General features: G+C 23.5%; 12 protein-coding genes. 11 read left to right on the top strand and 1 reads right to left on the bottom strand.

Annotated elements, in window-relative coordinates; translation table 11 throughout:
• The first annotated feature begins 16 nt into the window (after positions 1 to 16).
• The 5 genes from ADFLV_RS08575 (at position 17) to ADFLV_RS08555 (ending at position 5,003) form a co-directional block, all read left to right on the top strand.
• The gene (locus tag ADFLV_RS08575; protein ID WP_129010626.1) at positions 17 to 928 is read left to right on the top strand and encodes a DMT family transporter; all 912 of its coding nucleotides are present in this window, start codon (positions 17 to 19) and stop codon (positions 926 to 928) included.
• A 10-nt stretch (positions 929 to 938) separates the two neighbouring features.
• Positions 939 to 1,574: an NAD(P)H-dependent oxidoreductase gene (locus ADFLV_RS08570; RefSeq protein WP_014474361.1), complete on the top strand. Its 636-nt coding sequence runs from the start codon at positions 939 to 941 to the stop codon at positions 1,572 to 1,574.
• 151 nt (positions 1,575 to 1,725) lie between these two features.
• Complete coding sequence (locus tag ADFLV_RS08565; protein WP_014474360.1) at positions 1,726 to 2,418, top strand: winged helix-turn-helix domain-containing protein; 693 nt, start codon at positions 1,726 to 1,728, stop codon at positions 2,416 to 2,418.
• Between the two features lie 42 nt (positions 2,419 to 2,460).
• Complete coding sequence (locus ADFLV_RS08560; RefSeq protein ID WP_129010627.1) at positions 2,461 to 3,360, top strand: phosphate/phosphite/phosphonate ABC transporter substrate-binding protein; 900 nt, start codon at positions 2,461 to 2,463, stop codon at positions 3,358 to 3,360.
• Positions 3,357 to 5,003, top strand: coding sequence for an ATP-binding protein (locus tag ADFLV_RS08555; RefSeq protein WP_129010628.1), 1,647 nt, complete (start codon positions 3,357 to 3,359; stop codon positions 5,001 to 5,003). Before ADFLV_RS08560 ends, ADFLV_RS08555 begins: the two co-directional genes overlap by 4 nt.
• Positions 5,004 to 5,009: 6 nt before the next feature.
• On the opposite strand, the gene ADFLV_RS08550 is transcribed toward ADFLV_RS08555, so the two are convergent.
• Positions 5,010 to 6,062, bottom strand: a complete 1,053-nt coding sequence (locus ADFLV_RS08550; RefSeq protein ID WP_129010629.1) for a PAS domain-containing sensor histidine kinase — start codon at positions 6,060 to 6,062, stop codon at positions 5,010 to 5,012.
• 139 nt (positions 6,063 to 6,201) lie between these two features.
• On the opposite strand from ADFLV_RS08550, the gene ADFLV_RS08545 reads away from it, so the two are divergent.
• The 6 genes from ADFLV_RS08545 (at position 6,202) to ADFLV_RS08520 (ending at position 13,556) form a co-directional block, all read left to right on the top strand.
• The gene (locus tag ADFLV_RS08545) at positions 6,202 to 6,366 is read left to right on the top strand and encodes a hypothetical protein (protein ID WP_158310009.1); all 165 of its coding nucleotides are present in this window, start codon (positions 6,202 to 6,204) and stop codon (positions 6,364 to 6,366) included.
• A 24-nt stretch (positions 6,367 to 6,390) separates the two neighbouring features.
• Positions 6,391 to 7,428 carry a chemotaxis protein CheW gene (locus ADFLV_RS08540; RefSeq protein WP_014474356.1) on the top strand — a complete coding sequence of 346 codons (1,038 nt, stop codon included), beginning with the start codon at positions 6,391 to 6,393 and terminating at the stop codon, positions 7,426 to 7,428.
• A 10-nt stretch (positions 7,429 to 7,438) separates the two neighbouring features.
• Positions 7,439 to 8,188: a response regulator transcription factor gene (locus ADFLV_RS08535; RefSeq protein ID WP_014474355.1), complete on the top strand. Its 750-nt coding sequence runs from the start codon at positions 7,439 to 7,441 to the stop codon at positions 8,186 to 8,188.
• 91 nt (positions 8,189 to 8,279) lie between these two features.
• Positions 8,280 to 11,351: a diguanylate cyclase gene (locus ADFLV_RS08530; protein WP_129010630.1), complete on the top strand. Its 3,072-nt coding sequence runs from the start codon at positions 8,280 to 8,282 to the stop codon at positions 11,349 to 11,351.
• A 61-nt stretch (positions 11,352 to 11,412) separates the two neighbouring features.
• Positions 11,413 to 12,303, top strand: coding sequence for an AraC family transcriptional regulator (locus ADFLV_RS08525; protein ID WP_129010631.1), 891 nt, complete (start codon positions 11,413 to 11,415; stop codon positions 12,301 to 12,303).
• Positions 12,304 to 12,407: 104 nt separating this feature from the next.
• Positions 12,408 to 13,556, top strand: coding sequence for an iron-containing alcohol dehydrogenase (locus ADFLV_RS08520; protein ID WP_129010632.1), 1,149 nt, complete (start codon positions 12,408 to 12,410; stop codon positions 13,554 to 13,556).
• The last annotated feature ends 55 nt before the right edge of the window (positions 13,557 to 13,611 follow it).

Below are 13,611 nucleotides of genomic sequence, written 5' to 3'. Positions count from 1 at the left end.
TTAAAAAGAAGATAAAATGATTCAAAAAAGTAATACCAAATATTTTATTGGTATGTTTATAGCTATGATAATTTGGGGAATTGCATGGACTTCAGGAAAAGCAGCAACAGAACATTCGAATCCAGAAGTTGCCGCATTTTGGAGATATGCAATCTCTTTTTTAACGATAATTCCTGTTATTTTATATATGAAAACGGTTTTAAAAACAGATAAAATAGGATTAATTTATATGATAGGTGCTGGAATTTTAAGTGCTATATTTAATTATCTGTTTTTCAAAGGATTATCTCATGGAGCAGCTGGTTATGGAGGAACAATGGTAACCTCAATTGCTCCAATAATTACATATATATTATCAATTATAATTTTTAAAACCCAAGTATCAGCAAAACAGATTTTTGCACTTGGAATTGGAATTTTTGGTGCTTTAGTTTTACTTCGTGTTCCTTCAGAAGGATTTGCTTTTTTAAATGTAAATAGTTCGTATTTTCTTGCTTGTGCAGGAGTATGGGCAATGGTTACAATATTTTCACAAAAAGCATCAAAAAGAGCAGACCCGATGTTTTATACTTTAGTTGTTTTTGGAATTACTGGATTTATAAATATGATTTTTGCTTTACCTTATCATCCTTTTGCTTTTGCATCGTATGATTATATATTTTGGTTAAATATTATTTATATTGGAGTCTTTTCAGGGACTTTTGCAATGACACTTTTTTTTGTATCAGCTGCAAAAATTGGAGCCCATAACACAGGAGTATTTATGTTTATAGTTCCTATAGGAGCGATAGTTTCAAGCTATTTTGCATATAATGAGAATATTGCTTTATCGACAATTATGGGATGTGCTTTATCATTTGTTGCTGTTGTATTATTTAATACAAAAAGTAAATTAGAGCGATTAAAAGCCAAACAAAATTTAATTTAAAAGGATAATTATGGAAAAAACATTTATGGAAGCTATGGATTTTAGACATGCTTGTAAGATTTTTGATGAGACTAAAAAAATTAGTGATGAGGATATGAAATTTATTTTAGAAGCGGGAAGAAAAAGTCCGAGTTCTTTTGGTATGGAAGCTTGGAAGTTTTTAGTTATCACAAATGAAGAGTTAAAAGCAAAATTAAGACCTGCTTGTTGGGATCAACCACAAATTACAACTTGTTCTCATTTAGTTGTTGTTTTAGCTGGAATTGAAAGTGTAAAACCAGAATCTGGGATACCTGCTTTAAGATTTGGAAGACGTGAAATGCCTCAAGAGAAAAAAGATTTTTATAATAAATTATATAAAGACCATTTAACAGTTACAAAAGTTTTAGATAGTGATGAAAATGTTTTTGCTTGGACAGCTAAACAAACAGCATTTGCAGCTGCAAATATGATGACAGCAGCTGCAATTAAAGGAATAGATTCTTGTCCTATTGAAGGATTTGATAAAGCAAAAGTTGAAGAAATTTTAGGACTTGATACTAAAAAATATCAATTATCTTTAGTTTTACCTTTTGGATATAGAATAAATCCACAATCTAGTCAAATGAGATTAGCTTTTGATGAAGTAGTTGAATTTATAAAATAATCTTTGTAGCCTTTTAAATAATAATTTAAAAGGCTACATATCTGCATATATAGAGCTTCTAGAAAATAAAAAATAATAAAAATGATACCTTTATAATACCATTTTCTATTAAAATACTTATTATAATTAATTTAATAAGGATTTTTGCTAAATGGATACAATATTTATAGATACAAATGATAAAAAAAATAAATCAATATTAGTAATCAGCGATGATATAATTTTTATAAATGAGTTGAAAAAAAAGGTTAATTCAAACTTTAAACTAAATTTTTTTGAGAACAATAAATTTTATTTATTAAATAGTGATATTAATAGTTTTGATGTAATTATTTTTGATAATAGTAAAAATGATTTAAAAAAGTTTTTGGATGTATTTAAATTAACAAAATCTTATAATTTTAATATACCTATAATTTTATTGAAAGAAGATGTTAGTGAAGATGATTTATCTTTGTATAAAATAATCAATGTTTATTCTATTTTAAAAAAACCAATAAATAAAGATTTTTTATTTAATACAATTGAACTTTGTTTAAATTTTTTAGATAGTAATAAAAAAGTGCAATTTGAAAATGGATATTATTTTGATTTAACAAGAGAAGAGTTATTTCAGGGTAAAAAGATTATAAAACTTACAAGAACAGAAAAAAAGTTAGTTAAATTATTGGCTGAAAATCCTAATAGTTTAGTTACTTATGAAGAGATTTCTTCAATAGTTTGGAAAGGAAAAGTTTTTTCTATCTATTCTTTACGAAATGTAATTAATCATTTAAGAGAAAAAACAGATGATACATTTATTAGAAATTTTTCAAATAGAGGATATATTTTAAATACTATTTGATTTTTTACTTTTTCTTAAAATTACTATATAATAATCCTTAATATGAAAAAACTAAATATAATAGTCTTTATAGTAATTTTATTTTTTTTAAATGGATGTGAGGATACGTCAAATAACTATTCTCCAACTTATCAGAAAAATAAAGTATTAGATAAAAAAATTTATATTTTAGGTGTTCATCCTTTACATAATCCAAAGCATTTATTTGAAGTATATCAACCTTTAGTGGATTATTTAAATGAAAATTTAAAAGATATAACTATTCAGCTAGAAGCTTCGAGAAATTATGACTCTTTCAATGAAAAATTATCTTTAAGACATTTTGCCTTTGCTTTACCAAATCCTTATCAAACATTAAAATCTTTAGATTATGGTTACAAAATTTTTGGAAAGATGGCAGATGATGAAAAATTTAAAGGGATAATTATTGTAAGAAAAGATAGCAATATAATAGATTTTAAAGATTTAAAAGATAAAAAGATTAGTTATCCTGCTTCAACTGCACTCGCTGCAACTATGTTACCTCAATATTTTTTATATGAAAATGGAATAGATATAAATAAAGATTTAAAGAACATTTATGTTGGTTCTCAAGAATCTGCTATAATGAGTGTTTATTTAAAAGCAACAGATTTAGGAGCAACGTGGACTCAACCTTGGGAAATTTTTAAAAAAGATAGACCAAATATTGCAAATGAATTGAAGGTATTATGGGAAACTAAAAGTTTACCAAATAATGGTTTAGTTGCACGAAATGATGTTCCCGAAGAATTGATAAATAGAATTGGTAATTTATTATTTAACATGCATTTAGATAGCAAAGGTATGTTAATACTTAAAAAAATCAATTTAACACATTTTGAAAAAGCAAATAGTGAAACTTATGATGAAGTAAAAGATTTTATAAATAAGTTTGAAAAAGATATAAGAGTAATAAAATGATAGATAAAATAAAAGCTTTTTATAGCCATTCTATTAAAAGAAGATTGATAATAACTGTTACTCTTACTCATGTATTTTTGATGAGTATTTTTGTTTATGATTTGATTAGTGAACAAAAAGAATTTTTAAAAAATCAAAGTAATGAACAAGTTACAAGTTTAACAAAAATGATTGTGAGAAACTCTGTATCTTGGATTTTATCAAATGATTATGTTGGTTTAGAAGAGTTGATCTCTTCAATCTCAAAATATCCAAATTTAGAATATGCGATGATTATAAATAAAAATGGAAAAATTTTAGCTCATACTCAAGAAGAAAAAATAAATTTATATCTATCTGATAAATTAAGTACAGATTTTTTTGATTCAAAAAAGATTGAATCAAAAATGCTTATTCAAAATAATAAAATTTTAGACTATATTTCTCCTGTTTTTAGAGAAAATCAACATATCGGCTGGGTTAGAGTTGCTTTAAATCAAAATATAAACTCTCAAAATATAGAAGAAATTTTTAAAGAAGGATTGTTTTTTATTAATATTGCAATAATTGTTGGATATATCTTTGCATACTTTTTAGCGAAAAATATAACAAAAGATTTATATACTTTGATGAAAATTGCTAAACAAACCGCAACAGGAACAAGAAATCAAAGAGCTGATATTTCAAGAAAAGATGAATTAGGTGTTTTATCAAAAGATATAAATAATATGTTAGATAAGATAGAAAAAGATGAAAAACAATTAGAAATTTCTAATAGAGAATTAGAAAAAGATATTGTAAAACTTGAGTTAATGGATAGTAAATTAACTTTATTAAATAAAAATCTTGAAAAAAAAGTTGTAGAAAAAACTTATGAATTAAAAAAATTAAATGATAATTTAAAAAAAGAGATAGAAGAAGAAGTAGAACAAAATAGGCAAAAAGATAATATGCTTTTTCAACAATCAAAAATGGCTTCAATGGGTGAAATGATTGAAAATATAGCGCATCAATGGAGACAACCTTTAAGTTTTATTAGCACAAGTGCAAGTGGAATAAAATTAAATAAAGAGTATCACACTTTAACTGATGAAATTTTAGATGAAGCTATAGAAAATATTATGAATAGTACACAATTTTTATCAAATACTATTGATGATTTTAGAGATTTTTATAAAATTGATAAAATAAAAGATAAATTCAATGTAAAAGAAATTATTCATAAAACTTTAAAGCTTACAACTTCAAGATTTACAAGTAGATCTATTCAAGTTATTGAAGATTGTGATGATGTTTTTGTTTTTGGTTTTGAAAATGAATTAGTTCAAGTTTTTATAAATATTTTAAATAATGCAAGAGATGAATTAGAAAAATTACCTTATGAAGAAAGATTTATATTTATAACTATTAAAAAAGAAAAAAATGAAGCTTATATTTCATTAAAAGATAATGCAAATGGAATAGAACCAACAATTTTAGAAAAGATTTTTGATCCCTATTTTACAACAAAAGGTTCTGATAAAGGTACTGGAATAGGACTTTTTATGTCAAAAGAGATTATAGAAAAACATTTCAATGGTAAAATAATTGCAGTAAATGAAAATTTTATTTATAATAAAAAAGAGTATAACGGTGCTAATTTTATAATAACTATTCCTTTATAAATAGTATTAATTTTTATTTATTATGATAGTAAATAAGACACCATTTTTTTTATTTTCTACAAAAATATCACCTAAATTATCCTTTTCTAAAATATTTTTACAAATATAAAGTCCTAATCCAGAACCATTTTTTTTATTTTTTGTTGAAAAATATGGATTAAAGATTTTTGATATTATATTTTCATCAATTCCTCCAGCATTGTCTTCTATAAAAATTTTTTGTTCTTTTTTATTTTGATTAAAAGAAATACTTATCAAAGGATTTTCTATATTTTTTTCTAAAATAGCATCTTTTGAATTATTTAATATGTTTAATATTATTTGAATTAATTCATTTTTTGGAAGATTTAATTTTGAAAGTTTTTTATCTTTTATTTCAATTTTTATATTTTGAGATAAAAAAGTTTTTTCAAGCATTTTATGAGTAATTATAACTATTTCATTTAGAGTTATTAATTCTTTTTTAGAATCAATTGTAAAAAAATTTCTAAAATCATCTATTGTTGTGGACATATATTGAATATATTTATTTATATCATTTAAAATAGTATCTAAAAAAATTTTATCAAGTTTGTTTATTTCATTTTTTAATTTTATTCTAGTAATCATAGTTGATATTGTTGATAAAGGTTGTCTCCATTGATGAGCAATCATAGAAAGCATTTCTCCCATTGCAGAAAGTTTAGATTGGCGAATTACCATTTTTTCTTTCTCTTTTAATTCACTTAAATCTAAAATAAAAACCATTTTATATTCTTTATCTTTATATTGTACATTTTTGATTTTAATAATTACAGGGATAATATTTCCATCTTTTGTGATTAAAGAGATTTCTTGAAAAAGTTTTTCATTATATTTTATAAATTTTTCTTTTGATGTTGGGATTAATATCCCTGTGGCTAATTTATCAATCAATTCTTCTTTATTTTCATATCCTAAAATTTCAAGTAAAGAATGATTGATATTTTTTATAAAACCTTCTTCAATTACTAAAATACCTTCAATAGTATTATTTATAACATCACTTAAATTTATAAATATATTATTATTCTCACCCATTTTTGTCCAATACTGTTTTGATTATATAGATTTTATCTAATTAAATACAAAATATACAGAATTATGAGTAATTTTCATAAAATATTATTTTTTTATAAAAATTAATAGTATAATAAGATATATAGTCAAAGGAGCTAGCATGAAAAACTTATTTCTTATTCTTCTTATTAATTGTTTATTCTTAGGTTGTACTCAAAATCAAGTTACAGAAGAGATTTGTAAAAAAGAAGGTAAAATTTACAAAGTCAATAAAGTGCTAAATTTGAGAAGTGGCAATTATGAAGATAAAGCTCAATGTATTTAAAAAAATTAAAAACAAGAGAGAAAAATGACAAATACAAATGTAACAGTTGATTTACAAAAATTGGAAAAACTTTTAAATAAAGTAGGGGATTTAGTAATAACAAATTCTATGATGGCTCAATCAGTAGAAAATCTACCTTCAAGCGATGAAAAAAAGAGTTTAATAGAAAAAATTACTCTTTTGCAAAGGCATATTGTTGAACTTCAAGATTATGCTACAGAAATAAGAATGATTAAATTTGGAACAATGTATGAAATATATGCTGATTATTTAAAACAAATAGTTCCACAAAATAAAAAAGTAAAACTTCAATTAGTTGGAGGAGAAATCAAGGTTGATAAATCTTTAATTGAGCAATTAGATTTATTGATAAAAAAACTTATTTCAAATGCTGTTTTATTTGGAATAGAAACAGTAGATCAAAGAGTTTTAAACGATAAAAATGAAGAAGCAATAGTAAAAGTAGTTATTGAACAATTAAATGGACAAATCTCATTTTCAGTTGTTGATGATGGGGATATAGTAGATAAAGAAGATATTGAAAACATAAGTGAATTAAAAGAAAATATTTCTAAATTTAATGGAAACTTAGAAATTGAGAGTGTAGAAAAAGTTGGAACAAAAGTTTCAATTATTATTCCTTTAACTCATTCTATATTAGATGGATTAAATATTAAAATTGGAAATAGTATATTTATTCTTCCAACTGCTTCAATAGTAGAATCAATACAGCCAACAAAAGATATGATTAAATATGTTGGGGATGGAAGTAGCCAGTTATTGATGTTAAGAAATGAGTTTATTCCTATAATAAAATTATATGAGTATTTTAATATAACACCAAAATCAAAAAAACTAGAAGATGGACTTTTAATAATTGTAAAATCACAAGGTCAAAAAGCAGCATTTTTAATCGATGAATTTCTACAACAACAACAAGTAGTTTTAAAAACTATAGAAACGAACTTCAGAAAAGTGGATAGTGTTGCTGGTGCAACAGTTCGAGGTGATGGAAGTATTGGTATAATAATTGATGTAAAAACTATTTTAGAGGCTCATTAAAGGAAAAATTTTGATAAATTATATCTCCTTAGAAGAATATGGTAAAAAAATATCGGTTTTATTTGTTGAAGATGATGAAAATATAATAAAAGAGATGGGTTTTTTACTAGGAGATATATTTGAAAAAGTTGATATTGCTGTTGATGGTAAAGAAGGTTTTTTTAAATATAGTGAAAACTATAAATTAGATAAAAATTATTATGATTTAGTAATTACTGATATTCAAATGCCAAATATGAATGGAATTGAATTGATAAAAAATATTTATAAATTAAATGATAAACAAAAAGTTATTGTTTTATCTGCTCACAATGAAGCTGACTATTTGATGGAACTTGTAAATATTGGAATTTCTCAATTTATTTTAAAACCTATTGACTATAACAATTTTTTAGAAGTAATCTATAAAATATCAAAAAATATTTATGAATTAAAATATAAAAAAGATATTAAAATTTCAAATTTAGTAGAAATTGATAAAGATTTATTTTGGAATAAAGAGTTAAAACAATTAAGTTTAAAAGATAAAGTTATAAAGTTAACAAAAAAAGAGTTTTATTTAATAGAATTACTTTTAAAATACCCAGAAAAAATCTATACAAATGAAGAAATAATAACTTATCTATGGAAAGATGATTTTACAAATCAGGCTGATATTTCTAATTTAAAAAATATTATTTCAAGACTTAGAAAGAAAATACCACTTTTAAATATAGAAAATATTTATAGCTTTGGTTATAGATTAACTATAAAAAATTAGAAACTAAAATTTATGTAAAAAAGATATTATTATGGTTTTATCATTTAGTAGATATAATTGATAAAAATTATTGAATAATAAAAGGTTTATATTGAGATTAAAAAGTATTCTTTTTCTTTTTGTTTTTATTTTCTCATTAAATTCTTATGCAACTACTCAAAATCAAAAAATAAAACTTCAACTACAATGGAAACACCAATTTGAATTTGCTGGTTTTTATATGGCAAAAGAAAAAGGTTTTTACCAAAAATTTGGGATAGATGTAGAGTTTATAGAGTCGGATGGAAAAACAAATATTACAGATAAAATATTAAATGAAGAGAATCAGATTGGTGTTTGGGGTTCAGGGATAATAAATGAATGGCTAAATGGTAAAGATGTTGTTTTTCTTGCTAATTATTTTAAAAGATCTCCTCTTGCATTAATAACAAAACCAGAAATTAGAACGCCTGAAGATTTAGTTGGAAAAAGAGTAATGATACCTTTTTTTGATGTATCAAGTGCAAGTTTTCAACAGATGTTTAAATTTTTTAACATTTCTAAAGATAGTTTAAATATAGTTGAGCCAAATTTTAAAATTCCAGATTTTGAAAAAGATAATATTGATGCAAGTTCAACTTTTTTACCAAATGAACCATACTATTTTATAAAAAATGGAATCCCTTATAATATTTTAGACCCTAATAATTATGGTGTAGAGTTTTATGATGTTAATCTTTTTAGTTCAAGAAAATTTGTAGAGCAAAATTCAGTATTAATAAAAGATTTTATAGAAGCAACGAATAAAGGTTGGGATTATGCTTTAAAAAATGTAGATGAAACTGTAAATGTAATTTTAGAAAAATATAATACTCAAAATAAAACAAAAGATGCACTTATTTTTGAAGCAAATGAGAGTAAAAAATTTATTTTACAAAAAAATTATCCATTAGGAAGTATTGATATTAATAAAGTGAAAAAAATTTCTGAATTATACATTGAGTTAGGATTTGCTCCTAAAAGAGATAATTTAGAAGATTTACTTTTTATATCAAATGAATCTACAATTTCTTTGACTAATAAAGAAAAAGCTTTTTTGAAAGATAATCCAATAATAAAAGTAAGTAATGAGATAAATTTTCCTCCTTTTGATTTTTCTATTGGTGGAGAACCGTATGGTTTTAGTATAGATTTATTGAACCTTTTATCAAAAAAGATAGGATTAAAATTTGAGTATGTAAATGGTAATTGGGTTGAATTATATAATGATTTTAAAGATAAAAAAATAGATTTATTGCATACTTTGAGTAAAACTTCTCAAAGAGAAAATGATGGTTTTTTCTCTGAACCATATCTTTGGTATCAAACACACTTTATTATTAGAAAAGATAATCCTGATATACAGAATATTGAAGATTTAAATGGAAAAATATTAGTCGTAGGAAAATATTGGGCAAGTGAAGAGTATATTTCAAAAAACTATCCAAAAATAAAATTATTAGTTGTTGATAGTTTTGAAGATATGTTAGAGGCCGTTTCTAAGGGTGAAGCTTATGCTTTAATCGGTGAAAATCTAATTTTTAAATATCTAACTAAAAAAAGAGGTTTTACAAATCTGAAGTTATCATTGCCTTTTGATGAATTTAATAGTTTAGAAAGAACTTCTTATCGATTTTTGGTTTCTAAAGATAAGCCTATTTTAAATCAACTTTTAAATAAAGGATTAAAAAGTTTAACCTTTAAAGAGTTAAATGAATTAGAAGAAAAATGGTTTGGAAAAGAAAATGATATTAAAGAATTTGACAATTCAAGTATAAAACTTAATGAAGAAGAAGTAGTTTATTTATCAAAAAAAAGATTGATTAAAATGTGTGTTGATCCTAATTGGATGCCTCTTGAAAGAATAAATGAAAATGGTTTACATGAAGGAATATCAGCAGATTTGATAAAAACTATGTCACATAAATTGAATCTCAATATTGAATTAGTAAAAACATCTTCTTGGAAACAGAGTTTAGATTTTATAAAAAATAAAGAATGTGATATTTTATCTCTAGCTATGAAAACAAAAGAAAGAGAAGAGTATTTAGATTTTACAACTCCATATTTTTCTTCTCCTTTTGTTATTGCTACTTTGGATAAAGAGTTATTTGTTGAAAATATTGAACACATTTTAGATAAAAAAATTGCATTAGTAAAAGATTATGCTTTTACTGAATTTTTAAAGAAAAAATATCCTAATACGAAGTTTGTAGAGGTAAATAATGTAAAAGAAGGTTTGACTTTACTCTCTGAAAAAAAAGTTTTTGCATTTATTGATACTTTAATTTCTATTGGTTATACAATTAAAGAAAATAGTTTTTATAATATAAAAGTTGCAGGTAAACTTGATGAAAAATGGGAATTATCTATTGCAACGAGAAATGATGAATCTATTTTAAATAAAATTTTTGAAAAAGCAGTAAATTCACTTTCTGATAATGATAAACAAATTGCTTATAATAAGTGGTTTTCAATAAAATTTGAACAATCAGTAGATTATTCGATGTTATGGAAGATTTTAATTCCTATATTCCTTTTAATTTTTATTTCTACTTATTGGAATAGAAAACTTTATAGTGAGAAAGAAAAAACAAAAAAAGCATTGGATTCATTGAAAAAACTTCAAGATATATTAGAAATAAAAAATTTTGAATTGCAAAGAATTTCAAATACAGATAAATTAACTACGCTTTATAATAGACATAAATTAGATGAAGTTTTAAAATATGAATTATCAAGATTTAATAGAACAAATATAAGTTTTGGATTAATTATTTTAGATATTGATTTTTTTAAAGATGTAAATGATACTTTTGGACATAATATAGGAGATGAAGTTTTAGTTGAAATTTCATCACTTCTTAAAAAAAATGTTAGAAGTAGCGATATTCTAGGAAGATGGGGTGGAGAAGAGTTTTTGATTATTGCTCCTGATTCAAAAGAAAAAGATCTTCTTTTATTTGCAGAAAAACTAAGAAAAGAGATAGAAAATTATAACTTTGGTATAGTTGGTAAAAAAACTTGTAGTTTTGGTGTAACAATTAGCAAAATTAATGATACTGAAACTTCTATTGTAAATAGAGCAGATAAAGCTTTATATATAGTAAAAAATAGTGGTAGAAATAAAGTGCAATTTTTATAATGTATATTTTTTTATTGCTTAATTCTATAAATTTTGTAATAATTTTATTTTAGGAATCAAAATGAATTATCAAAAAAATTTAATAAATTATATAGAAAATAAAAATCAAGAGGGAATAATTGACACAAATATTTCAGCTCTTAAATTTTTTATAACAACTGAACAAAGTGAATTCACAAGTGTTGTTTATGAGCCTTCTTTATGTATTATTTTACAAGGAGAGAAGGCTATAGGATTTGCTGATGAGATGTATAGTTATGATTCTACTAGATATTTATTAGCTTGTACACATATTCCTGTAAAAGTTAAAATAAATATGGCTTCAAAAGATTTGCCTTATATTGCTTTGATGGTAAAATTTTCACTGGAAGAAATTTATGAAGTTTTAAAACAAACTACAAATTATAAAATTGAAAATAAAATAGATGTTCAAAAAGGGTTTTGCTTATATCAATTAGATGAAACTCTATTGGAACCTATTTATAGATTAGTAAAACTACTTGAAAAAAATGAAAAAGATATTGAATTTTTTTCTTCTTTAATCAAAAAAGAGATAATTTATATTCTGTTACAAACAAGCAGTGATTTTCTAAAACATCATGTTTTAGAAGGAACTTTAACAAATCAAATAGTAAAAGCAATAAGTGAAATAAAAAATAATTTTGATAAAACTATTAATATGAAAGATTTATCAAAATCTATTGGTATTAGCGAATCATCTTTATACCAAAATTTTAAAAAAGTTACTTCAATGTCTCCTTTGCAATTTCAAAAAAAGATTAGATTAGAAGAAGCAAAAAATATTTTGCTTAGCCAAAATATTGAAGCTTCTGAAGTTGCATTTTGTGTTGGTTATGAATCTCCTTCTCAATTTAGCAGAGAATATTCAAGAATGTTTGGAATGTCACCTAAAGCTCACTCCTTTTATATTAAAAATAATAGTATTGCTTAATTTTTAAAATTCATAGAATTAGGCAATCTTTGTGGATTATCTTTCTATTTCAAATAAACACTTTTTTATATAATAAAAAAATTAAATAAAATAGGAGTTTTATAATGCAAAATTTTACATACAGAAATCCAACAAGAATAGAATTTGGGAAAAATAAAGAAAAAAATATAGGGAAATATATAAGTGAGTATGGAGTTAAAAAAGTGCTTTTAACTTATGGTAGTAATAGAATAAAAAAAGATGGTTTATTTGATATTGTAATTGAAAGTCTAAAAGAGTTTAATATTGAATTTATAGAACTTGGTGGAATTATAAGTAATCCTGTTTTATCAAAAGTAAGAGAAGGAATAACTTTAGCAAAAGAACAAAAAGTTGAAGCAATTTTAAGTCTAGGAGGAGGTTCTGTACTAGATAGTTCTAAATCAATTGCAGTTGGTGCTTTGGATGATGGAGATGTTTGGGATTTTTTTATTGGTAGTAGAACTATTGAAAAAGCTTTAAATGTTTTTGATATTATCACATTAGCTGCAACTGGAAGTGAGATGAACTCTTTTGCCGTTGTAACAAATGAAAAGACAAAAGAAAAATATTCAATTATGTCAAATCATATTTATCCTAAAGTCTCAGTTATAAATCCAGAACTTCAAAAATCAGTATCAAAAGATTATTTAGTTTATTCTGCAGCTGATATTATTGCTCATTCTATTGAAGGATATTTTACTGCAAAAGTTCATCCAACTATAATTTCAAAATATGTGGAATCAAATATTTCAACAGTTATTGAAACTACTGAAATCTTACTAAAAGATAGTGAAAATTATGATGCAAGAGCAGAATTTGCATGGGCTGCAACAAATGCTTTAAATGGTACAACTTATTTAGGAGTTAGTGAATATTCTTTTCCAAATCATATGATAGAACACTCTTTATCAGCTTTATTTAATGTTGCTCATGGAGCAGGATTATCAGTTGTAATGCCAGCTTGGATGAAATGGTACTATAGAAATAATACAGCTCAATTTGAAAGATTTGCAAATGAAATTTTTGGAGTTTACTCTTCTCAAGAAGGAATAGAAGCACTAGAAAATTGGTTTAATAAAATTGGAACACCAACAAAATTAGGTCAGTTAAATATAAAACAAAGTGATATAGTAGTTATTGTTGAAAATATTTTAAATAATGCAAAACATTCAAGATTAGATAATATTTATACTAAAGAAGTATTAACTCAAATTTTAAATAATGCTTTATAAATAATATTTTTATGTTCTTTATTTTTTTAGCAATATTCGATTGTAAAATTAATAA

The organism is Arcobacter defluvii, assembly GCF_013201725.1.
Lineage (GTDB): Bacteria > Campylobacterota > Campylobacteria > Campylobacterales > Arcobacteraceae > Aliarcobacter > Aliarcobacter defluvii.
This window is presented reverse-complemented; position numbering and strand designations above follow the sequence as displayed.

Excerpts from the sequence above, each read along its gene's own strand:
- ADFLV_RS08570 (WP_014474361.1), top strand. The coding sequence starts at position 939 with ATGGAAAAAACATTTATGGAAGCTATGGATTTTAGACATGCTTGTAAG.
- ADFLV_RS08575 (WP_129010626.1), top strand. The coding sequence starts at position 17 with ATGATTCAAAAAAGTAATACCAAATATTTTATTGGTATGTTTATAGCT.
- ADFLV_RS08565 (WP_014474360.1), top strand. The coding sequence starts at position 1,726 with ATGGATACAATATTTATAGATACAAATGATAAAAAAAATAAATCAATA.
- ADFLV_RS08550 (WP_129010629.1), bottom strand. The coding sequence starts at position 6,062 with ATGGGTGAGAATAATAATATATTTATAAATTTAAGTGATGTTATAAAT.
- ADFLV_RS08555 (WP_129010628.1), top strand. The coding sequence starts at position 3,357 with ATGATAGATAAAATAAAAGCTTTTTATAGCCATTCTATTAAAAGAAGA.
- ADFLV_RS08540 (WP_014474356.1), top strand. The coding sequence starts at position 6,391 with ATGACAAATACAAATGTAACAGTTGATTTACAAAAATTGGAAAAACTT.
- ADFLV_RS08560 (WP_129010627.1), top strand. The coding sequence starts at position 2,461 with ATGAAAAAACTAAATATAATAGTCTTTATAGTAATTTTATTTTTTTTA.
- ADFLV_RS08545 (WP_158310009.1), top strand. The coding sequence starts at position 6,202 with ATGAAAAACTTATTTCTTATTCTTCTTATTAATTGTTTATTCTTAGGT.
- ADFLV_RS08520 (WP_129010632.1), top strand. The coding sequence starts at position 12,408 with ATGCAAAATTTTACATACAGAAATCCAACAAGAATAGAATTTGGGAAA.
- ADFLV_RS08525 (WP_129010631.1), top strand. The coding sequence starts at position 11,413 with ATGAATTATCAAAAAAATTTAATAAATTATATAGAAAATAAAAATCAA.